Here is a 22,217-nt window from a genome sequence, read left to right as displayed (position 1 = left end):
AGAGTAACGCAATGATAGCGAAGATTGGAAAGGGCGAGAATTTGTACGGTGCAATTTCATACAACCAAAAGAAGATTGACAGTGAAAACGGGCAGGTTTTATTATTGAACAGAATACCCGAAACATTGGATAATACCTATTCGACCAGTTACCTGCACCAGTGTTTTGATCCGTATCTGTTGGCAAATATCAGAACGGAAAAGCCAGTGCGCCACATATCGCTGAACCCCGATCCTGCGGATAGGGTCAGCGATGGGCAGTTCGTACAAATGGCGCAGGAATATATGGAGCGCATGGGATATGGCAACCAACCTTATATCGTTTTTAAGCATACTGATATTGAACGTACCCATATCCATATCGTAACGGTATGTGTGGGTTTGGACGGGAAAAAGCTACCGGATAGTTACGACCATCCCCGTTCGATGGCAATCTGTCGGGATTTGGAGCAAACGTATAACCTCATACCTGCAACGGAAAAACAGCGTACCGGAAACGAGCAGGTATTCCGTCCGGTGGATTACAGAGCCGGAGACGTTAAGAGCCAAATCGCATCGATGGTGCGACACTTGCCGAAGTATTACAGTTACGCAAGCCTCGGAGCGTACAACGCTTTGCTATCGCTTTTCAATATTACGGCGGAGGAAGTCAAAGGGGAACTGCACGGACAGCCTAAAAACGGTCTTGTTTATTTTGCGCTGAACGAACAGGGAGAAAAAGCGAGCAATCCTTTTAAGGCATCCCTTTTCGGGAAGCAGGCAGGACTGGACGAATTGCAAAACCAATTCGCAAAGGCTAAAGAGAAAATGAAAGCCGACCCCGTAAGAGCTGTACTCAAAAGCACCATTGAAGTGGCAATGCACACCGCTACAAACGAAACCGATTTTAAAAAGCAACTGATGGAACAGGGTATCAATACCGTGGTACGGCGCAACGATGAGGCGCGTATCTACGGTATAACTTTTATCGACCACGAAAGCCGTACCGTTTGGAACGGTTCAGCTTTGGGCAAAAACCTATCGGCTAATGTCTTTAATGATTGGTGGAATGAGCAGGCGGTCGGGCAACGCCAAGACGCTGAAAAAGCAACCGCACAAAACCAGTCGCCAACCGCAGGTAACAGCACCGCCGTAGAGAGAGAAGAAGCCCACGCACTTTTTAACTTCCTTAATAAAGAACAGCCGACCGATGATTTATTGATAGACGGATTGGGTGGGCTATTGCCGGAAGCACAGGGCGAAGACTACGAGGAACAGGCATTTGCCAACCGTATGAAGAAAAAGAAGAAACACCGAAAACGGGGAAGACAACAATAACTTTTTTGACTATCAATGACCGGGATTAACATCTTGGTCATTGTGGTTTTAAAATACTGTCAAACTAAGCCACCAAAAGCCATCCGACACCCCTTTGGATAAGCCCTTTTAAATAGCCTCTAAATTATCCTGCATCACTAAAGTTTTTTGTTATGCAGGGAGAAGACGATTTGAGAGGATTAGCCAAAATCATGGCTTTTATGCGTGCCGTAAGTATTCTTTTGGTACTAATGCACTTTTATTGGTTCTGTTACGGGTTCTTTGCCGAACGTGGGTGGACACTGGAAATTATCGGTAAGATACTGACCAATTTCAACCGTACCGCAGGGCTTTTTTCACACACGCTTTACACCAAAATTTTTGCGCTGATATTATTGGCGTTAAGCTGTCTCGGTACTAAGGGCGTAAAGAATGAAAAGATAACGTGGGGCAAGATTTACACCGTCTTAGTTATCGGCTTTGTACTGTTCTTTCTGAACACACCATTGTTAAAGCTGTCGGCAGAGATTGCCACATCGCTTTACATCCTTACAACGAGTTTGGGTTATATAGCCTTGCTCATGGCAGGGGTATGGATGAGCCGACTACTCCGCAACAATCTGATGGACGATGTTTTCAATAATGAAAACGAGAGTTTCCAACAGGAAACCCGTCTGATAGAAAATGAATACTCGGTTAATCTTCCTACAAAGTTTTTTTACAAAGGCAAGTGGAACAACGGATGGATTAATATCGTCAACCCTTTTCGAGCTTCGATTGTACTTGGTACTCCCGGCTCCGGAAAATCCTACGCCATCGTAAACAACTACATCAAGCAACATATCGAAAAGGGGTTTGCGATGTATATCTACGATTTCAAGTTTGACGACCTTTCCACGATTGCCTACAACCATTTGCTGAAACATTCCGATAAGTATAAGGTAAAGCCGAAATTTTATGTTATCAATTTTGACGACCCACGCCGAAGCCACCGATGCAATCCGCTAAGCCCTGCCTTTATGACGGACATTTCCGATGCCTACGAAGCCTCTTATACCATCATGTTAAACCTCAACAGGTCGTGGATTTTGAAGCAAGGGGATTTTTTCGTGGAAAGCCCAATTATATTGCTTGCCTCAATCATTTGGTTTCTGAAAATCTATGAATACGGAAAGTATTGCACGTTTCCACACGCTATTGAATTGCTGAATAAAAAATATGCAGACGTTTTTACGATACTTACCTCATATCCCGAACTTGAAAACTATCTTTCGGCTTTCATGGATGCGTGGCAGGGCGGAGCGCAAGACCAGTTGCAGGGGCAGATAGCATCGGCAAAAATTCCCTTGTCACGGATGATTTCGCCACAGCTTTATTGGGTGATGACGGGGGATGATTTTTCACTGGACATCAACAACCCCCAAGAGCCGAAAATCTTATGCGTGGGTAATAATCCCGACCGTCAAAATATCTATTCGTCCGCATTGGGGTTGTACAATTCGAGGATTGTAAAACTCATCAATAAGAAAGGACAGCTTCAAAGTTCCATTGTCATAGACGAGTTGCCCACCATTTATTTTAGGGGTTTGGATTTTATCAGTACGGCACGTTCAAATCGGATTTCGTCACTTTTTGGCATCCAAGATTATTCGCAGTTAACGAGGGATTACGGCGATAAAGAAAGTAAAGTTATACAAAACTTGGTCGGTAATATCTTTAGCGGACAGGTCGTTGGAGAGACAGCAAAAACACTTTCCGAACGGTTTGGAAAGGTATTGCAAAAACGTCAGAGCATCACCATTAACCGCAATGATAAATCCACATCCATATCCACCCAATTGGACACCCTTATACCTGCATCCAAAATATCTACCTTGACACAGGGAATGTTCGTGGGGTCTGTTTCAGATAATTTTGATGAGCGTATCGAACAGAAAATATTTCATGCTGAAATTGTCGTGGATAACGAAAAGGTTTCTGCCGAAACCAAAGCCTATAAGAAGATACCGCATATATTATCCTTTACCGATGAACACGGCAACGACAATATGAAACAGGTAATCGAAGCCAATTACAGGCAGGTCAAAGCGGACGTCGTGCAGATTGTGGAAAGCGAAATGGAGCGCATCAAGAATGACCCCGATTTACAGCATTTGGTGCAGGCAGAGTAAAGAAAAGGTTATTGAAGATGCTTGCCCAAACGGAAAAAATGCGTATTTTTGCATCAATATATAGAAATCCATGAGCGTTACAAATTAATATTCTAAATCAACAGAACTTTCTGTTTTTGTTATCAAACAGGGTAGCAGTTACTGTTACCTAAATATTTCACGTCATTTTTTTTACGAGGAATGACATAACAATTTAGAATATTAATTTTAATGGAAAAATGGAGAAAGACCTTCCTTCTCATATGGATAGGTCAATTTATATCGTTATTAACGAGTTCAACAGTTACTTATTCTGCTTTCTTTTGGCTAAGTCTGGAAACTAAATCGCCCGAGGTGCTTGCCTATGCCGTGTTGTCAGGGTATTTACCTCAGGCGGTTTTAGGATTGTTTATAGGTGCATATGTCGATAGATGGCATCGGAAGACTATAATGATAGTATCCGATTTATTTATAGCGTTCTGTACGCTTATACTGATTGTACTTTTTCTGTCTGGCAATGTTCAACTTGAATACCTTTATGCGCTTTTTGCCTGTCGCTCAATAGGGACGGCATTCCATACACCTGCGATGCAAGCATCTATTCCCTTGTTAGCACCCAAATCTGAATTATCTCGAATAGCCGGCATTAATCAGAGCATACATTCTTTTTCAGGAATAGTAGCTCCTGTGATAGGTGCTACACTTATTAGTTTTGGACGCATAGAGTATATTCTTTTCTTGGATATTATCGGTGCCGTTTTTGCATGCTTGTTATTGTCTTTTGTATACATACCTAATCCTATAACTAAAAAAGCTGGAAACAGCTTGTTTCAAGATGTAAAAGAATGTATTCTGCTAATACATTCCAAAAAGGGTATGTCATACCTATTTATCTGTTCCGCACTTGTAACCTTTTCATTTATGCTAATTTCTGTACTGCTACCATTAATGACTATAGAGCATTTTAACGGTAGTTCGTTTCAAATGGGGCTAATCGAAATGTTATGGGGCATAGGTGCTTTAGCAGGTGGGATTATTATAGGGATAAAACGTCTGAATATAAATAAAGTGACACTTGTAAATATAATGTATTTGCTTTTTGGTGCATATTTGGTGATTTCAGGAGTTTTATCAGAAAATGCTTTCGTGTACTTTGCTCTGCTAACCGTAATTGGTGGATGTTCTTATGCTATTTACAATGCTATATTTTTAGTCATCATCCAACTTACGGTCGAAGATGCTTTTTTGGGCAGAGTTATCTCCACTTACAACAGCTTGATATTGCTCCCCTCTATAGCGGGTATAGTAGGCACAGGAATAATTGCTGATTATATAGGAATTGCTAATGTGTTTATCATAGCGGGTATTGTTAGTGTCTTTACGGGTTTCATTAGCTTGTTCGTGCCATCAGCACGAAAATTGGGTAATATATAGCCCTCCTTCGAGTAAACGATAAACACCTTCAATAGAAATAGATGGAGTGTTCATCTATTTCTATTAAGTACTCATTCATTAATTTCATTATAGAGTTATGGATAAATTTTACTATGATACATTATATAGGCTTGATATGGCAATAAAGGATTTGGAAATCGAGACCGATCGCTCATTACAACGGATAGAGGCAGTGATACACCTCATTGTTGAGTGCCTATCTGAAGTAAAAGAAAATATTCTAAAAAAAGGGTTCAAGAACAATGAAGCGGAAATTCGATTTTTCAAATTCCAGAAGCCTATTATCGTAGCCAAACTTATTTATTACAATTCAATTTATAAAATTGAGACAAGGAAACCCTATGGGTCAAAACCTATCAAGAAGTATCTCAACAGAGAGTTGAAAAAACTCAAACGTTATTTTGACAACAACCTCGATTTCTATAAGTACTATCGTACCAATAACACTTCGCTTGACGAGAAGCTCTTTATACGTGGAAACCACGATATAAAGTTATGTTTGGACACTGGTTATTTTCAGTCCGACCTAACATTTTCCACCTCGCATGATTACAAAGTTGCTAAAATAATAGCCAATGATTTGATACAGGTATATATCGAAGACCAGTTGAACAATAAAGACCAAGAAGATAAGCCTCAAGCCTTGAAAAAACTCAATTGGACGGGTAGCAAAGTGGCAATAATAGAACTAATTTATTCACTGCATTATCAAGGTGTATTTGACAATGGAAATGCAGATATACGATTTATTGCTAAGTATTTTGAGAATGCGTTTAACGTCAATTTAGGCAACTTTTATCAAACGTATTTGGAACTGCGAAATAGGAAAATGAACCCTACAAAGTTTCTTGATACACTTCGGGAAACGCTTCTAAAGAAAATGGACGAACAGGAAGGAAAGTAGCAATGATATGAAATGTATTCTTTAGACTATTACCTAAAACTAATAGAAGAACAACACTGAACCATAAGGTACAGCGTTGTTCGTTTTTTTAAGTATGATAATCAACGGGAACAAGCCTTAGCATATTCAAAAAACAACCTAAAAATTGTTCAGAGGACATTAAACTCACTGGATTATCCAATTCCAGACCATAACAATTTGCAAGATCCCTTACTTGGTGCTTTCTGAAAATTCTTTTTAAAACAGTTCTTGATGGCAAATGTGGCGACTTAGTCATAAAATAAAGAAAGCTAAGATATTTCTCCTTTGTTTCGATACCAATATTATCAATACATTTTTTTTTACTAATTTTCACTAAAGCCGATTTTACAGTCGGCGGGGGCATGAAACATTTAGGACTTATTTCGTAGATAATCCCTACCTCAAAAAACGTGTGGTAAAAGACTATGTACGGATTGAAATACTTTTTCCTAATAAGTTTTTGAGCAGCCTCTAACTGCATAATCAAACAACCCCGTTTAAAAAATTCCATATTGGAATACATGAGGGATTTGAGAATTTCGGAAGTTAAAGCAAAAGGTATGTTAGATACTACTTTAAAGCTTTTTTGTGGCACTACAAATTTTCGGTAGTCATCTCCGACGATAAAAACATTTCTATTGGTCTTGAATTTTGAACGTAATTCCGAAACTAAACTGTTATCGTTCTCTATAGCAACCACATTTGTAGAATATTTGACCAAATGTATCGTCAAAAATCCAGAACCCGCACCAATATCTAAAACAATATCTTCTTTCTGTATGTTTGCCAACCGAATGGCGTCTTTTATTAGTATAGTATCAATTGTAAAGTGTTGCCCCGTAAACCTTACTGGTAAGCTACGCTTTTTCATAAAATGTTTCTTTTGAATAATTACTGAACTGAATATTTAGATAACTTTTAGACTGTCTATCGCTTAGATAACAGTCCATAGTTTTATAAAGCAAGCGCAACAATTCACACCCATATCAAATGTTCTTTGTACAAAGATATAAAAATAATATTACACCGATTTGCCAAACACTGCATTTCAACTGAACTATTTTTGATTTTAATTATCGGTAATTTAGGGTAAGCTCAACAGTGATTTTAGGCGTGCCACCGTCTGCATTTTAGCACCATGCCCAGGCTATCGAAAAAATGCAGACGGGTCGGGCTATCCGCTGTATCTTTTGCGGATCTGCGAGGACCGCAAAAGGATGTCGCTTCTATCCCTCACGCTGTATGCCGTCCAAAAAACAAAACATTTATTTTCTTTTTGGTTTCCTGTTTTCAAATTCAAAAGAGGTTTCGGCTTTATCGTTCATGACGATATAGGCATTGAATTTATTGCCCGAATTGCTTTTCATGCTTTTGATAAGGTTGGTCTTTCCTTTGGTCACAAGGCTTTCTATATCGGAAAGGCCCAACGGCACTCCGCACACGGTACGGAATTGAAGCCAGTTGCAAGCCTCATCGGGGCATTTTACAACCTTGTTCCAAACCAATAGCTGACGGCTCTTGCATTTGGGGCAGGTCATTTCGGGTTGCTTTTCATGGGCAATGCCCGTGTCCAAAAGCTCCCGTGTAATGGAAGTCGCATAGGCTTCCATTTCACGGTGAAAAGCACCTGCATCCGCCTCGTTGTTTTCGATTTTCTGCAATGCCATTTCCCATTCGGCGGTCATGGCTACATCGGCAATCTTTTTGTCCTTAACCGCTCCATAAACCTGCAATCCCTTATGGGTAGGGATAAGGGATTTCTTTTCACGCCGAATGTAATCCCTCTTAAAAAGCGTTTCTATAATAGAGGCTCTTGTGGCAGGTGTACCGATGCCGATGTCTTTTAGGGCTTTCCGTTCTTCCTCGTTGTCAATCTCTTTTCCGGCATTTTCCATTGCGGACAACAGACCTGCCTCGGTGTAAAGCACAGGCGGTTTGGTTTTCTTTTCCAGTACGGATGCCTCTTTGATTTTCAATTCATCACCGACCTTTAATTCCGGCAGTTCCTGCACAGGTTCGCTGTCCTCGTCTGTAAATTTTTCTTTGATGCCTCGCCAGCCGGCTTCGAAGATTTTACACCCTTTCAGTGTAAAATCATAATGAAAAGCCTGCAATCCGATGTCTGTTATTTCTTTGGTACAGGCAGACGAAAGGGCTTCCAACAGGCGGTGCGCAATCATATCATAGATAACATTTTCGTGTGCCGTTAATTCGGACGGGATTTTTTCGGTAATCAGCAGACCGTGGTGGTCTGTGACCTTTACGTCATTCACGATGCGTTTGTTGAAACGACCCCATTTCACTTTTCCGACCGCTTTTTTGCAGGAAGCCCGTGCTTCCAAATTCCTTACCAGTGCAGGGATTTCCGACCACATATCTTCGGGGATGTACTTGCTCCCTGTACGGGGATAGGTGATAAACTTCTTTTCATACAGGATTTGGGCAATGTTCAATGTTTCCTCGGCAGTATAGAAAGCCCTTTTGTTCGCTTCTTTCTGCAATCCCGTAAGGTCGAACAGCAAAGGCGGTTGCTCCGAAACCGTTTTGGTTTCCACCGCCGTAACGGTTGCTCTTCCGATACGCTGAACGGATTTCAGCGTATCTTCAGCAAGTTTCCTGTCATCCCATTTGGTCTTGGAAAGGCTCTTAAAGTCTGTAAATTCCTTGCGGTGTTCCAACTGGATTTGAAAGTATTTTTTGACGGTAAAGTCTTTGTTTTCCAAGTATCGCTTGCAGATAAGGGCAAGCGTAGGCGTTTGTACTCTACCAAGCGAATAAACGCCACGCCCTGCCGAAATGCTCAACGCCTGCGAGGCATTGATGCCCACAAGCCAGTCGGCTTTGCTCCGCCCTTGTCCGGCACGGTACAGCCCGTCAAATTCGCTTCCGGCTTTTAGGTTGTCAAAACCCTGTTTAATCGCCTTTTCCGTGAGTGAGCTTATCCATAGACGTTCAAAGGGTTTCCGGCATTTTAGGTATTCATAGATATACCTAAAGATGAGTTCGCCCTCACGTCCGGCATCGGTGGCCACGATGATACTATCGCATCTACCGATGACCTGTTCGATAATCTTTAATTGTTTTAATGCCCCGTTATCGGGAACATAACTTTTGTCCTTTTTTATCTTGCGTACCGTGGAACTGCAACTAAAAATGAGAGACTTTTTTTACGCTGCTAGTTTTTCTTTGTTCAGCAGCATTTCTTCCATTTGCTTAGGTGTTTTATACCCTAATGCCGAATGTGTTCTTCTGGTATTGTAAAAGCCTTCAATATATCCGAATACCTCTAATTTAGCGGACTGCTGATCAATAAATCTTCTGTGGTAGACCATTTCAGCTTTTAGTGATTTGAAGAAGCTCTCAGCCACCGCATTATCCCAACAGTTTGCCTTCCTACTCATACTCTGGGTTATATTATTATCCCTGAGTATCGATTTAAATTCGTCACAGGCATACTGAACCCCTCTGTCGGAGTGAAAGATCAGTCCATTCTTGGGAGCTCTGTTCCCAACAGCCATGTTCATGGCGGCTACCGAGGTGTTTTCAGCTGTCATATCGGTGCTCAAAGACCACCCGATCACTTTTCTGTCCGCCAGATCAATAACGGTTGTCAAATAAAGCCAGCCCTTGCTGGTATGGATATAGGTGATATCGCCGACCCACTTTTGCGACAGGGTATCCGCTGAAAAATCTCTTTGGAGGAGATTTTCAGCTATCCGATAGCCATGGCTGGAATCTGTTGTCACCTTATACTTCTTTTTCACTTTACTGCGTATACCATGTTTCTTCATCAACCTTGCTACATAGGATCTGGAAACCGGGTCTCCAGCTTTATGCAGTTCAGCTGTTATTCTTGGGCTGCCATATATACAATCACTCTCCTTGTGTATTTTTTGTATTTTCTCAACAAGTATTTTAACCCGCTGTTCACCAGGGGACTCTGGAGAAACCAACCAGCGGTAAAAACAACTAGCGCTAACACTAAATACATCGCACATCTTCTCTACGGAATATACCTCTCGATTCGCTGCTATGAACCGGTATATGGACCGTCTCCCTTGGAGAAGATGGCGATGGCCTTTTTTAAGATGTCGCGCTCTAGCTCCGCATCTTTTAGTTTTTTGCGCAAAACCCTCAACTCCTGCTCCTGGGGGCTTATCTTGGGGTTGTCCGGAAGAACTTTGTTGCCATTGAAACGTGGGTTCCTGCGCCATTTACTGAGCAAACTGGGATCGATATCCAGCTCCTTGGCCACTTCCGAAACTGAGCCTTTCACAATACTCAGCTCAACAGCCATTATCTTAAACGAATCATCAAATTTTCTATGCATATCATCAAATTTAAAATTACTGATTAAATCTGTCTCGCACTAAAGGTAGCAACTCCAAAAGGGAGAAAAAGCGACCTTGATCCAATTTGTCAAAACCCATGAACTGGTTTCCAAAAGAGATGAACAGGGCAAACCGATTTTGGACGAACAAGGTAAACCCGTAAAATCAAAAGTTGGTCTGGACAGGGCAATCATTACCAACGCTTGGGTATTTAATGCGGAACAGATAAATGGTATCGAACCTTTGGTGAAATCAGAAACTAAGCAATTTCAATGGGATTCTATTCAAAGAGCAGAAAACATCATCCAAGCCTCGGGAGCAGATATAAACCACAAAGCAGGTAACCGGGCGTACTACAGCCCAGCAATGGACAATATCACCATGCCATTGCGTTCTCAGTTTGATGCCCCGGATAAATATTATGCCACTGCGCTTCATGAGCTCGGTCATTGGACAGGGCATAAAGACCGTCTCGACAGAAGCATGGTTAGCAGTTTTGGAACGCAGGGGTATGCCCGCGAAGAACTCCGTGCCGAAATAGCTTCTATGCTTATCGGTCAGGAACTCAACATTGGCCATGATCCTGGACAGCACATGGCCTATGTTGAGAGTTGGATACAGATATTGCGGGATACCCCGTTTGAAATACACGCTGCTGCTGCCGATGCTGAAAAAATCCTGAATTACCTTTTGGCATTTGAACAAAAAAGAGAAATCAAAGCCGCTGCTAATGTTCAGACAGAGATGCAGACCGACGTAAAACCCCATAGGGCAAAAGAAGCAATCCTGTCAATGGGCGATGAAATTGCCTATAATAATACTGTCTACAGTGTGCAAGGAAATTTGAAACGTGGGCGTTTGCTCTTGGAAGATTTATCTAATGGGAACACATTTTCCCTAGCGAAAACGGATGGCCTTTACGATTCCCTTGTACAAGTCAAGCGGAACGTAAACGATATCAAGGTAGGTGAAACCATGAAAGTATCTGTAAAAGATGAAAAGCAAACTGCTTCTGTCAATAGTATAAGAAGATAAACATTACAAAATTTAACAAACAATTACTTTATGAAATATTCAATCAACGAAAATGAAATGCCCCTGAATGAGCTTGAAAAATTGGGACTTTACAAGGATGGCGGGCTCAATATCGGCTCGGAGAATATTGACGCCCTGCTTGCAGGTAGAAGAACAGATATGTTGAGCATGTCAAATCTAAAGATTGACGGGTTTGCCATCGGCGGTCTAGATGCAAAATTATCTATAAGTCGGAATACAGAAGGTACAATACAGCTTAATATTCACCCTATATACCGTGAACCTAAAAGAAATCCATTATTGAGTGATGATGAGGAAAAAGCCTTGGTTGCAGGAGAAAAACAAGTAGTAAGCAAAGAGATCGAGATTGATGGAAACAAAAAGAAGAAAGTTAACATTGAATATGACGACGTAACTAGGGAGTTTGTGGCCTACGAGCCCGATAAGGTGCAGGCTCCCATCAGCGTAAACGGCGAAAAACTTTCGGAAAAGCAACAAAACGTTTTCCGTAACGGAAACGTAGTGGAACTAAATGACGGAACCAAAATACAGCATTCGGCGACAGACAAAAAGGGTATCACTTCAGATAGCAAACGGCTTATCCTATCTGTGCTATTAGACGGAGGAATATCTTACCTGATTTTTCGAGGGATCAATAATCTCAAAGGTAAAAGTGAACCTCAGAGCACAGGGTACACAGAGGGTTATAATCGCGCATTAACGGATATCATGGTGGCTGACAAAAAAGAAGAAGGCAATGAAAAAACCGTTCAAGACCTTGCGCAGAATCTTCAGAGTAATCAAGAGAAAAGAAGCTACGGACGTACTATTGCGAGGTAGTGGACCTTATCCAATTGAAAGCCGAAGTAGGGAATTTTTTTGTCCCTTATATCGATATGGTCGATGGTGATATTCTATTCCCTTATACATTGGGAAGCCAGATCATAGACCATGAATGTTGGAGCGAAAACGGTGTTCGTATTCCTGTTTCTAATGGTATCTGGTTAGCGACAGATAGCCTACCTAAATTTATTACCAATCTTTTTATCGCACATTCTGCAAGTGATGTACTGTGCTTCTGTCATTATTACCCCAATTGGGTTATTCCACATTGTTCGAATGCTTTTGCTTCATTAGGTTTATTGCCAAACCAAGAGCAGTTTACTTCGCTTACAACTCTTTTCCCAAATGCAAAAATCCATACGGTATTCGAGGGGGGAATAAGTGGCAGGGCAGCTGATTGTAAAGTGGCTACATGGCAACTTGGGAAGCACGCAAGTTTTCATCTGGCCGATGACCTCGTAGAGTTTTACTGCAACAAAAAGACATACCGAATTCCGGTCAGTATTTTTTCATTGAGCCGTTTTGAAAAGTTGTCAGGTATCCGTTCTGGCATCCGAACCCATAAACCAAATCCACCATTTGAAACGTTCTATCAGTCCTTTGTAAATGGGATTATTTGAACAGACCAACGTTCACCCCCTGACTCTTAACTTGGTCAGGGGGTTTTGTCGTTAAAATAATCCCAAAGGAAATAGATAGTTATACCATGTTATAATACGTATATTGTAACATTTTAAAGTGATGTTCGCATGAACAATCTTATGTGCTAAGTAAACGATCACGGTTGCATTTTTGTGTAAGGTTATGGCAAAATATGAAATTATATGGCTGATACTAATGTAGTATTTCAAGGTTCATTATTGGAGAAGATTACCTGATTAGAGCATTGGGAACAATAGTTCATTCCCCTTAAATTGCTTTAACCGCATTTGTTGCAAATGCTTGGGATGCAGGAACGACAAGTGTCGATTTTTTTATCCCACAAGATTACAACCAAAAGTTAATTGTACAGGATAACGGAACAAGACTAACCGAGGAACAGTTTAAAGAGCGTTGGATGAAACTTGGTTATAACCAAATTAGGCATCAAGGGAAAAATGTAATATTCCCAATAAACGTTGAGGGTAAACGATTTGCCTACGGTAGAAATGGGGTCGGTCGCAATGGATTACTTTGCTTTGATAAAGAGTACACCTGAAGCCTTACCATTTTTTATTTTAATATTTCATGTTTTTATACACTATAAGTATCGTTATTTGTATTTTTTTAAAGTTCACATTGTTTTAACTTTATTTTTAATGTATTTTTGATACTGTAAGTATGAAAAATACATCAAAAATAAATACGCTTCTGCAATCACAGCCTTATGGGACTATCTTCACTAGTGTATGGCTCATACGTAATGGATACAGTCACGCGTTACAGCAACGTTATCGGGAAAATGGATGGTTGGAGTCAATAGGTCGTGGAGCAACAAAACGTATTGGCGATCAAGTATCCGTAGAAGGTGCAGTTTACACTTTGCAAAACCAATTAGAACTTTCGGTACATATCGGTGGAAAGTCGGCAATCGCTCGTTTGGGAAGGTCTCACTACTTACAGATGGGTGTCAATGACCTGATGCTTTTTGGAACGCAAGATGAGCAGCTTCCAAAGTGGTTCAATCAGTTTGACTGGGGTGTAAAGATCGATTACCGCGCATCTGGCTTCTTGCCAAGGGATATAGGGATGGAGGAATTTTCCAAGGGAAATTTCTCAATAAAGATGTCGGGACTTGCACGGGCGCTACTAGAATGTTTATATGTTTCAAACGGACACGATCTTGTTGAATGTTATGAATTACTGGAAGGTATGAGCGGACTTAGACCAAAACTTGTACAGTTGCTGCTAGAAAACTGTAGTTCTGTAAAGGTGAAGCGCCTGTTTCTATTTATGGCCGAAAAAGCTGGACACGCATGGCTAAAGTATCTAAACTTAGGGGTGATTGACCTTGGTTCGGGGACGAGAAGTTTGATAAAAGAGGGAGCGTATGTAAAAAAATATGATATTACCATACCAAAGGAACTAATGGAAAATGGAGAAAATTTATAAAGGTCAGGTCAAACTGTTATTGGATGTGCTTCCCCTTGTATCAAAGGAACAATGCTTTGCACTGCACGGGGGAACAGCGATTAATCTGTTTATCCGGAATATGCCTCGACTCTCAGTGGATATTGATCTTACCTATCTTCCGATAGAGGATTGGGATGCCTCGATTGGGAATATTAATGCGGCTTTAAAAAGGATTGGAACAGATATCGAAAAAAGTATGCCGGGAACTAAGGCTACGTTAAGGGAAGAAGCCTCTAAACTCGACATCGCTACAGCATCGGCAAGTATCAAGTTAGAAGTGAGCAAAATAGGGCGGGGAACCTATGCTCCACCTGAAGTTAGGGTACTTTGTGAAAAAGCACAGGAACAATACAATGCCTTTTGCGAGATTGCCGTTGTTCCCTTGGGTCAGTTATATGGTGGAAAGATCTGTGCGGCATTAGACCGTCAGCATCCCAGAGATCTTTTTGACGTCAAGTATATGCTGGCAAATGAGGGGTTGACAGGAGAGATAAAGACGGGATTTATATTCTGTTTGTTGGGGGCAAAAAGGCCGATATCGGAATTGCTAGCTCCCAATTTCATCGATCAAAAATCTGCATTTGAAAAACAGTTTCTGGGGATGACGGAAGAAGAGTTCAGCTATAGGGAATATGAATTGGTCAAGGCACAGCTTGTAAAGGAAATAGCCATCGTACTTGATGACAGCGATAGGGACTTTCTTCTAGCGTTCAAAGACACATCTCCAGTCTGGGATAGATATCCATTCGGGGAGTTTCCGTCAATTAAGAGAAAGATTCAGCTATTGTTAGATTTGAAAGAAAAAAAAATAGAAAAACATACAATTCTTTTGCAAAAGCTGAGCGATGTTTTAAGTAGATAATCATTTAAATAAACTTCTGAAAAATAGGAGAGGGGTTACAAATATGTCACAATAATCTCAGCGGGAGTGTAAAGCGAACTGTGTCACGTCACTCTTTTTAGGGTTCGTGCTCAGAGGCTGAAAGCCTCGAGTGCGAACCCTAAAAAGAGTTGCCGAAGGCCTTAATTCTATCTCCAAATTTAATATGTAATTGTTGCATTGTCAAACCCCAGTTTCGAATAGGCATAGTCCATTTCTTGGATATATCCTTAATGGTGAGATAAACTAGTTTTAACAGTGCCTGATCCGAGGTGAATGCTCCCTTCGTTTTCGTGATTTTTCTAACCTGCCGGTGCATTGCCTCGATAGCATTTGTCGTATAAATAGCTCTTCGAATCTCGGGTGAATACTCAAAATAAGTAGAAAGATTCCCCCAATTATCCAACCACCCCTTTACCGAAAGTGGATACTTCTTGCCCCATTTTTCATCAAATTCTAAGAGCTTTTCGTAGCCTTGATCCTGATTGATGGCCTGATAGATAGGTTTTAAATCTGCAACAACAGCCTTTTTATCCTTTTCCGGGACATATCGAAGACTTGAACGTATCTGATGAACTATGCAAAGTTGGATCTGGGTTTTGGGATATACCGCTTCGATAGCATCGGGAAAACCCTTTAAGCCGTCGATGCAGGCAACTAGGATATCCTCTACGCCCCGCTGCTTCAGATCGGTCAGTACCGAAAGCCAGAACTTCGCACCCTCATTTTCTGAAAGATAAATACCGATTAGGTCTTTTCGTCCGTCCCGATTTACCCCAAGTATATTGTATACTGCACGGGTTTGAACACTGCCGTTGTCTTTAACTTTATAATGCATGCAGTCCAGAAAAACAAAGGGATATACTGATTCAAGTGGGCGATTGCGCCATTCGTTCATCGCAGGAATGACCTTGTCGGTGATGTTGGATATTTCCGTAGCAGATATGTCCATCGCATACATTTCTTTCACATAGCCCGAAATATCTCGTGTGCTCATGCCTCTAGCATACATGGCAATCACGTTTCCTTCCAGTTCATCAGTAATGATTAACTGGCGCTTGGGAATTATCTTAGGCTCAAAAGTGCCGTTTCGATCACGGCCACTCTCCAGTTCAAAATGACCAGACTGAAGGCTTCGTACCGTCTTTTTGGTCTTCCCGTTTTTACGATTGAGCTCGCCAGATGCTTTATTTTCTTGTAGATGGTGATTCAGCTCACCTTCAAGCATACTTTCAAGAAGGTGTTTCAGCATTGGAGCAAAAACACCATCAGTACCACCCATTTTCTTGCCTTCATACAGGCTTTTCATTGCTTCTTCTTTGAAGCGCTCAAAGTCAAATCCCTCTTTTTCCATTGTTATGTGTCTAATATAAAAAATCTATACTTGACACAGTTTAGTTTACACCCTCATCTCAGCGTTCTATTATTTGGTATTTGCAATTGTCTGATTATGAGTTTTTACAATCGTTATACTATATTGCGCTTGAAAGACTAAACATCTTTCTGTCTCTAAGCATTTTGCCAAAATTATTCTTTTACCTTTAAATATATCACTTTTTTTAACAGGGAATTTATCTCCTGTAACATTTCAATAAGTGTAAGCCTCCTTGATGTAACTACTAGTCCACCACTAATTCACCGATGTGTTTCTTTGTTCAGCATACTTCAAATTTCATATAATACGTTGATAATAATTTCTTTTTTTTGTGATTTTATTATTAATATTGTTTGTCTCTTGAGAGAAATTATTGTGAAGTCTACCAACTAATTAATGAATTCTAACCAAATAAGTGATTATCGAATATATCTTGTGCTGGCTATAGCTACGATTGTTTATATGGTTGCTGCTTGGTTTAGTATGGGGTATTATCATGCTGATGAACATTATCAGTTGATCGAATTCTCTGGTTTAAAATTAGGTTGGAATAATGAAGAGAATCTAGCTTGGGAGTTTCATAGTAAGATACGCCCTACATTTCAAGTTTGGATTTGTTGTCTTATTTTGAGTTTATTACAAGCTCTAAGAGTTACTGATCCTTATATTTTATCCTTCATCCTTCGTCTGACTACCGCATTGCTCGTTATTTCAGGTATATATCTTTTTTATAAACGATCAAAGTATATGTTGCCTGGGAGCAGTCATTTTACCTATGCTTGTTTGTCGTTTTTTATTTGGTTTATTCCTTTTGTTAGTGTTCGGTTTTCTTCCGAGACTTGGTCTGGAATATTGTTTATGATAGGGTTGTCTTTTTTGTGTATAGAGGGAAATTATACAAAAAGAAATTCATCCTTAGCAGGGTTATTTGTGGGTATTTCGTTTCTATGCCGATTTCAAACCGGTTTTATGATCATCGGAATGATTGCGTGGTTAGCTCTTGTTAAGAAATATTCATGGTCTAAATTGGCAGATATTATCGTTCCTATTTTAGTCATGGTTCAAATCGGAGTATTATTGGACTCTTTGTTTTATGGGGAATATGTAGTCACATTCTGGAATTACTTCAAAGCAAATATTCTGGAGGATGTTGCATCAAATTATGGAGTATCTCCTTGGTGGACCATTTTGATTTACCTGATAAAAAAACCCCTATTGCCTATTGGAATAGCTATTACGCTAGCTTATGTCATTACAACTGTTGGATCAGTGAAATCTCCGGTCGTATGGTGTACACTTCCTTTCATTGTGGTACATGTATTTATTCCGCATAAAGAATTACGTTTTCTGTTTCCATTGGTTTGGTTTGTGCCACTTACGGTTATGCTTGCCTTCACTCATGTTATGTCGCTAAAACGTTTTCTTTCCATTAGGTATCGATCTGTTATTCAGATTGGTGCACTTGGCATAGTCCTATTCTTGATTAGTGTAAATATTGGTGCATTGATCCAATCAATATCTACTCCAGTAGGCTATCGTCAGAAGTGGTTGACTAAAAAAATTAGAGATGATTTCAACGGAAGTCCCGTTAAAATTCTTCATACTTCAAATGGTAATCCTTTTGAACCTTGGCCAATACTCGACGAAAATTTTTACAAGGAAGAAAACGTGTCTTATCAAAGAATCGATGATTGGAGTGATATTAAAAAGTACAGCACACTGGAATCTGACACTACTTATCTGTTGGGGATGCGTCGGTTTGATCGGCTAAATAATTCACTTACACAGTTTCCGCTCATAGCGACTGAGCCGTTGTATACGACAGACCCCGGTATGGATAATAATTCCATCTTCCTATCGGACAATCGAAATACTAATTATTTTATTATTCACTCAATAAGTAGATGACATGAACAAATCTGAATTATGTAAAATATTAAAGTTCGGGATAGTGGGTGGATCGGGATTGATGATAGATATGGGGTTGACCTGGTTTTTCAAGGATTTTTTCGGATTTAATCCCTACATGTCCCACGTAATAGGATTCCTTTGTGCGGTTGGAAATAATTATGTTCTAAACAAGTATTGGACCTTCAACGAGCGGGACAAAATATCAGGAGGTCAATTCAGTTACTTTCTTATTGTCTCGTTGATGGGTTTGGTGTTGAGTACCTGCAGTTTGTTCGTCTTGTATCATTATTGGAATATTAACTTCTACCTATCAAAATTTATTTCGATTGGGATCGTATCAGTATGGAACTATCTAATCAATAGATATTGGGTGTTTAGCGGTCAAGTCAAGAAAATAAAAGTTTATAACGTTTAGTATCCATTATTGAGTATGTCAACAACTATTTTGAAAACAAGTATAATTTCTGATAGGGTAGCCTACATATTGATCAGCTTTTTCGGAATTTGTGCTTATTTTTCTGCTTTTGGTCACGATTTCCAAAGTTTTTGGGATGATCAATGGGTTGCAGTAAATGCTTATACGGAACGAGGTCTGACTTATTCCAATCTAAAAAGAATAGTAGTGGAGTTTTATCAGGGACAGTATGCTCCTATGAACCAACTATATTATTCCATCTTATACCATTTTTTTGGATACAATGCCTTTGCGTTTCATGCAGGGAGTATTCTCTTTCATATCCTCAATGCGTTACTGATGTATGTGTTAGTAACGCGGCTATCCGCTGTAAATGGGATGCCGGACGACAAGTTAAAGCTTATTTCGTTAGTTTCAGCAGTTTTATTCGTAATACATCCCGTCACTGTAGAATCTGTTGCATGGATCGCAGCATCCAAAGTGGTTATTTATGCTTTCTTTTACCTTCTGGCCTTAGTCTTTTACGTTAATTATTTGGATAGTAAAAGATGGACAGATTTTCTATTGGTTTTTATACTATTTGCCTTGTCGTTTGGAGGGAAAGAGCAAGCAGTGACTTTACCCGTATGTCTGTTTCTTATCGATTATTTCTATAAACGAGATCTGCGAAGTAAGCAAGTGTATTTGGAAAAACTACCATTGCTAATTTTAGCGCTAATATTTGGGTATATCACCATGTTGTCACAGGCGGCTCAAAATCAAGGTGCACTAACTTTGAATGAGCAGTATCCTATGTATCAACGGCTGATATTCGCCAGTTACGCAATCGTGGAGTATCTGACAAAGTGCTTGGTGCCGGTTAAATTATCCTACATCTACCCGTTTCCCATTCAAATAGGAGAGTCCTTGCCAGTTCGATTCTGGATTTATCCACCAATTTGTCTAGTTCTGCTTCTCTTCGTCTGGAATAACTTTCGTAATATGGTTTTGCTTTTTTGGAGTGCTTTTTTTGTATTGCATCTGACCGTAGCATTGCACATTATTCCTATTAGTCGCTTTACGATTACAGCAGACCGATATGCCTATATCTCTCTAATAGCGATCTGTTACTATCTGTCCTATGCCATCTTGTATCTATGGAAAATTAAACCAGCGTATACGTACACGATACTATGCTGTTATATCATTCTACTGTTATCGTATTCTGTGTATAGAGTGAAAGTTTGGGAAAATACAGACACGTTAAAGCAGGAAATCAGGAAAATTTTAGAGGTTCGTAAAGCAGAAAATACCATTATTAATAAATAATTTCTTAACTAAGTCAAAAAACAATGAAAAAAAACAAAGTTTTAAGATGGGTAGGCCTGTGTGCCCTAACCCTGGGTCTGTTTTTCAATCTGCAGTATGCCTTGATTGATTATGGAATGCACGAAAATTCTCTTGGTTATCAGCTAACTGCTCAAGCGAATGAAGATGGGGCAGGCACAGGTGGTGGCGGTAGCGGTTGCTACTATATTACAACTTTGAAATGTGGTTCATTTATTGGTGAATCAGCAGAACAACAGGTCTGTAATTTTACAGGTGTATATGGCGCGCCTTATCAATGCAAGAACATTAAATGTCCGTCTTCATGGCCTTTTGATGAGGAGACGAGATACTGCGTGCCGCCTAATCCTCCAGGAGGTGGCAATACTAATGGCGGAGGTAGTAACGGTGGCGGTAATACTAATGGCGGAGGTAGTAACGGTGGCGGAGGTAGTAACGGTGGCGGTACCAATTAAGTAATGGCTTAGTCATAAGCAAATTGAAAATCATGATCCTGATAATACTAAATACTTGACTTATTAGAGCTAAAAAAACGGTTTGAGATAAGCCAATTAAGCCCTCATTATCCTTCTCTGTTAGATAACTCTATTCGATTAGTAACTTAGCTACGAAGTTGGCTAGGTTACTATTTTTTCAGAGAACAGATTTTAAACAATTATGTATATTTTACTAAATCTATTAAATGCGTTTTTTTTTAATTCTCGGAATTATTTTCCTAATATCTTGTCACGATAAGAATACGAGCCATAGTTATCTTGTTGAAAACTATACTGATACAATATCTATAGATTGTAATACAATCAGAGATTCTGCCAATATTGATACATTAATAGAAAGTATTGAGTTGTTACCAATTATTGAAGATAAAGATCATTACATCGGTGATGTATACAAATTATTGACTGATGGAAATAAAATTATAATTCACGATAGAAGCTCTACTCGCCAGATACTGCTTTTTAGCAGCGATGGAAATTTTGAGAAGAAAATACTCGGAATAGGTCATGGTCCGAACGAAGCCCTGCAAATCGATGACTGTTGGCTAAATAAAGATGGCACATTGGAAGCATATGATTTCGCGCAGAAGAAAATCTATCAATTCTCCTCTAAAACCTTCACGTTAAATAATTACATTAAAGCACACGATGGTATATATCATAATCTATTAAGAATTCCTGAGACTCAGGATTATTTAGGGTATTCAACATTTAACGCAAATAACGAGAAATTTGCAGGTAAAAACTATCAATTATCGATCTTGAATTCTGAGCTTAAACCAAAGAAGGGTTTTTTACCATTCGGTAAAAGTTTAGAAAATGTATTACTAGTTTCAGCGGAGAATCATTTACGCTTGTATGGTGATACCATCAGATTCTCTAAACCTTATGATAATACGCTTTATAGTTTTTATAAAGACGACATAGTAAGAACAACATTTATCAGGTACAATGTAGAGCCTTTAACTTCTGAAGTTTTTGATGAGCTAACTCGAAAAAATAGCAACATTCTTAGAAGTGGTGATATTTCACCAAACGATAGACGTAAGGTTTTTCAAGATTATAGTTTTTACTATGGATCTCATATAGAGACTAGTAGATACGTTTGTTTTACATCCGTCTGTAAATCAAAATCATTTACATCTTTATTATCCAAAGCAACCGGCAAAATTATCAATGCAAATTTTTTTTATGAAACTAAATATAAATTGCGGTTGCCAGAGTTTGTCGCGACTTCCGATGGTTATTTAATCGGGATAATGGATGCGTTTTATTTTGATCAATATTTGATGAAAGGATCTGAGATTCGTAAACAATATAATCCAGATGATAGTACATATATATTAGTTAGAATTAAGCTGAAATAATATGAAGAATCTACAACTTTATTGTTACGTTATCCTTGGAGTTATTCTATTGAACTCTTGCTCGTCCTTTACGGATAATTCAGAGCCAATGGTTTTTGACAGTTTAGCCTATTATCGATCAGAAAACAGCTATCTCACTGATATGATCAGCAGGAATTTGTCAATCAACAAAATACAATTAAATAAAATACAAGATGTGTATAGTCTCGAAGATATCGAAAGAAAAAGTCCTCTCACTTTTAATATAAGCGATAACGATAATGTATTAATAATTCGCTACACACAGATAGGATGCAGTCT

19 protein-coding genes and 1 pseudogene are annotated in these 22,217 nt (G+C 39.5%); 15 read left to right on the top strand and 5 right to left on the bottom strand.

The window, feature by feature from the left end; genetic code table 11:
* Positions 1-11 precede the first annotated feature (11 nt).
* From mobB to AC3IRT_RS08830, 4 genes are all read left to right on the top strand, one after another.
* A complete protein-coding gene (gene mobB, locus AC3IRT_RS08845; protein WP_489396009.1) occupies positions 12-1,316 on the top strand; it encodes a conjugal transfer protein MobB in 1,305 nt (434 codons plus the stop codon).
* 152 nt (positions 1,317-1,468) lie between these two features.
* On the top strand, positions 1,469-3,466 hold the full coding sequence (gene mobC, locus AC3IRT_RS08840; protein WP_489396008.1) for a conjugal transfer protein MobC: 1,998 nt from the start codon (positions 1,469-1,471) through the stop codon (positions 3,464-3,466).
* Between the two features lie 210 nt (positions 3,467-3,676).
* On the top strand, positions 3,677-4,879 hold the full coding sequence (locus AC3IRT_RS08835) for an MFS transporter (protein ID WP_489396007.1): 1,203 nt from the start codon (positions 3,677-3,679) through the stop codon (positions 4,877-4,879).
* A gap of 136 nt (positions 4,880-5,015) precedes the next feature.
* Positions 5,016-5,804 (top strand): RteC domain-containing protein, encoded by a 789-nt coding sequence (locus AC3IRT_RS08830; RefSeq protein ID WP_449369346.1) that lies wholly within the window; start codon positions 5,016-5,018, stop codon positions 5,802-5,804.
* A gap of 88 nt (positions 5,805-5,892) precedes the next feature.
* Here AC3IRT_RS08830 and AC3IRT_RS08825 read toward each other — a convergent pair whose 3' ends face one another.
* The 4 genes and pseudogenes from AC3IRT_RS08825 to AC3IRT_RS08810 form a co-directional block, all read right to left on the bottom strand.
* On the bottom strand, positions 5,893-6,696 hold the full coding sequence (locus tag AC3IRT_RS08825) for an rRNA adenine N-6-methyltransferase family protein (RefSeq protein WP_118196619.1): 804 nt from the start codon (positions 6,694-6,696) through the stop codon (positions 5,893-5,895).
* A 394-nt stretch (positions 6,697-7,090) separates the two neighbouring features.
* A complete protein-coding gene (locus AC3IRT_RS08820; RefSeq protein ID WP_489396121.1) occupies positions 7,091-8,950 on the bottom strand; it encodes a type IA DNA topoisomerase in 1,860 nt (619 codons plus the stop codon).
* A 42-nt stretch (positions 8,951-8,992) separates the two neighbouring features.
* On the bottom strand, positions 8,993-10,039 hold the full coding sequence (locus AC3IRT_RS08815) for an IS3 family transposase (RefSeq protein ID WP_489395111.1): 1,047 nt from the start codon (positions 10,037-10,039) through the stop codon (positions 8,993-8,995).
* A pseudogene (locus tag AC3IRT_RS08810) lies at positions 9,952-10,155 on the bottom strand (transposase); the annotation flags it as partial. The gene AC3IRT_RS08815 and the pseudogene AC3IRT_RS08810, both read right to left, overlap by 88 nt.
* 76 nt (positions 10,156-10,231) lie before the next feature.
* Between AC3IRT_RS08810 and AC3IRT_RS08805 the strand changes: the two are divergent.
* The 6 genes from AC3IRT_RS08805 to AC3IRT_RS08780 all read left to right on the top strand — a co-directional run bounded on the left by AC3IRT_RS08805 (position 10,232) and on the right by AC3IRT_RS08780 (position 15,008).
* Positions 10,232-11,191, top strand: a complete 960-nt coding sequence (locus AC3IRT_RS08805; RefSeq protein WP_489396006.1) for an ArdC family protein — start codon at positions 10,232-10,234, stop codon at positions 11,189-11,191.
* Between the two features lie 30 nt (positions 11,192-11,221).
* The gene (locus AC3IRT_RS08800; protein WP_489396005.1) at positions 11,222-12,031 is read left to right on the top strand and encodes a DUF4099 domain-containing protein; all 810 of its coding nucleotides are present in this window, start codon (positions 11,222-11,224) and stop codon (positions 12,029-12,031) included.
* A 14-nt stretch (positions 12,032-12,045) separates the two neighbouring features.
* A complete protein-coding gene (locus tag AC3IRT_RS08795; protein WP_489396004.1) occupies positions 12,046-12,654 on the top strand; it encodes a hypothetical protein in 609 nt (202 codons plus the stop codon).
* A gap of 293 nt (positions 12,655-12,947) precedes the next feature.
* Positions 12,948-13,232: an ATP-binding protein gene (locus AC3IRT_RS08790; protein WP_489396120.1), complete on the top strand. Its 285-nt coding sequence runs from the start codon at positions 12,948-12,950 to the stop codon at positions 13,230-13,232.
* Between the two features lie 122 nt (positions 13,233-13,354).
* Positions 13,355-14,125, top strand: coding sequence for a type IV toxin-antitoxin system AbiEi family antitoxin (locus AC3IRT_RS08785; RefSeq protein ID WP_489396003.1), 771 nt, complete (start codon positions 13,355-13,357; stop codon positions 14,123-14,125).
* Complete coding sequence (locus AC3IRT_RS08780; protein WP_489396002.1) at positions 14,109-15,008, top strand: nucleotidyl transferase AbiEii/AbiGii toxin family protein; 900 nt, start codon at positions 14,109-14,111, stop codon at positions 15,006-15,008. The genes AC3IRT_RS08785 and AC3IRT_RS08780 overlap by 17 nt, the downstream gene beginning before the upstream one ends.
* Before the next feature lie 139 nt (positions 15,009-15,147).
* Here AC3IRT_RS08780 and AC3IRT_RS08775 read toward each other — a convergent pair whose 3' ends face one another.
* Positions 15,148-16,380, bottom strand: coding sequence for an IS256 family transposase (locus AC3IRT_RS08775; RefSeq protein ID WP_489393422.1), 1,233 nt, complete (start codon positions 16,378-16,380; stop codon positions 15,148-15,150).
* Positions 16,381-16,797: 417 nt separating this feature from the next.
* Here AC3IRT_RS08775 and AC3IRT_RS08770 point away from each other — a divergent pair, with 417 nt between their 5' ends.
* The 5 genes from AC3IRT_RS08770 (at position 16,798) to AC3IRT_RS08750 (ending at position 21,917) form a co-directional block, all read left to right on the top strand.
* The gene (locus AC3IRT_RS08770; RefSeq protein WP_489396001.1) at positions 16,798-18,309 is read left to right on the top strand and encodes a glycosyltransferase family protein; all 1,512 of its coding nucleotides are present in this window, start codon (positions 16,798-16,800) and stop codon (positions 18,307-18,309) included.
* A gap of 1 nt (position 18,310) precedes the next feature.
* On the top strand, positions 18,311-18,727 hold the full coding sequence (locus AC3IRT_RS08765; RefSeq protein ID WP_489396000.1) for a GtrA family protein: 417 nt from the start codon (positions 18,311-18,313) through the stop codon (positions 18,725-18,727).
* Positions 18,728-18,757: 30 nt separating this feature from the next.
* Positions 18,758-20,035 carry a hypothetical protein gene (locus AC3IRT_RS08760; RefSeq protein WP_489395999.1) on the top strand — a complete coding sequence of 426 codons (1,278 nt, stop codon included), beginning with the start codon at positions 18,758-18,760 and terminating at the stop codon, positions 20,033-20,035.
* A 116-nt stretch (positions 20,036-20,151) separates the two neighbouring features.
* Complete coding sequence (locus AC3IRT_RS08755; protein WP_489395998.1) at positions 20,152-20,508, top strand: hypothetical protein; 357 nt, start codon at positions 20,152-20,154, stop codon at positions 20,506-20,508.
* 227 nt (positions 20,509-20,735) lie between these two features.
* Positions 20,736-21,917, top strand: a complete 1,182-nt coding sequence (locus AC3IRT_RS08750; RefSeq protein WP_489395997.1) for a DUF4934 domain-containing protein — start codon at positions 20,736-20,738, stop codon at positions 21,915-21,917.
* Positions 21,918-22,217 lie beyond the last annotated feature (300 nt).

This window comes from Sphingobacterium sp. KH_072, assembly GCF_057837975.1.
The sequence above is the reverse complement of the archived record's forward strand: the minus strand, read 5'-3'. Positions and strand labels throughout refer to the sequence as shown.

Coding starts and splice junctions, on each gene's coding strand:
- AC3IRT_RS08830 (WP_449369346.1), top strand. CDS start 5,016: ATGGCAATAAAGGATTTGGAAATCGAGACCGATCGCTCATTACAACGG.
- AC3IRT_RS08775 (WP_489393422.1), bottom strand. CDS start 16,380: ATGGAAAAAGAGGGATTTGACTTTGAGCGCTTCAAAGAAGAAGCAATG.
- AC3IRT_RS08785 (WP_489396003.1), top strand. CDS start 13,355: ATGAAAAATACATCAAAAATAAATACGCTTCTGCAATCACAGCCTTAT.
- AC3IRT_RS08780 (WP_489396002.1), top strand. CDS start 14,109: ATGGAGAAAATTTATAAAGGTCAGGTCAAACTGTTATTGGATGTGCTT.
- AC3IRT_RS08755 (WP_489395998.1), top strand. CDS start 20,152: ATGCACGAAAATTCTCTTGGTTATCAGCTAACTGCTCAAGCGAATGAA.
- AC3IRT_RS08815 (WP_489395111.1), bottom strand. CDS start 10,039: ATGGCGCAGGAACCCACGTTTCAATGGCAACAAAGTTCTTCCGGACAA.
- AC3IRT_RS08835 (WP_489396007.1), top strand. CDS start 3,677: ATGGAAAAATGGAGAAAGACCTTCCTTCTCATATGGATAGGTCAATTT.
- AC3IRT_RS08825 (WP_118196619.1), bottom strand. CDS start 6,696: ATGAAAAAGCGTAGCTTACCAGTAAGGTTTACGGGGCAACACTTTACA.
- AC3IRT_RS08800 (WP_489396005.1), top strand. CDS start 11,222: ATGAAATATTCAATCAACGAAAATGAAATGCCCCTGAATGAGCTTGAA.
- AC3IRT_RS08750 (WP_489395997.1), top strand. CDS start 20,736: ATGCGTTTTTTTTTAATTCTCGGAATTATTTTCCTAATATCTTGTCAC.
- AC3IRT_RS08765 (WP_489396000.1), top strand. CDS start 18,311: ATGAACAAATCTGAATTATGTAAAATATTAAAGTTCGGGATAGTGGGT.
- mobC (WP_489396008.1), top strand. CDS start 1,469: ATGCAGGGAGAAGACGATTTGAGAGGATTAGCCAAAATCATGGCTTTT.
- mobB (WP_489396009.1), top strand. CDS start 12: ATGATAGCGAAGATTGGAAAGGGCGAGAATTTGTACGGTGCAATTTCA.
- AC3IRT_RS08770 (WP_489396001.1), top strand. CDS start 16,798: ATGAATTCTAACCAAATAAGTGATTATCGAATATATCTTGTGCTGGCT.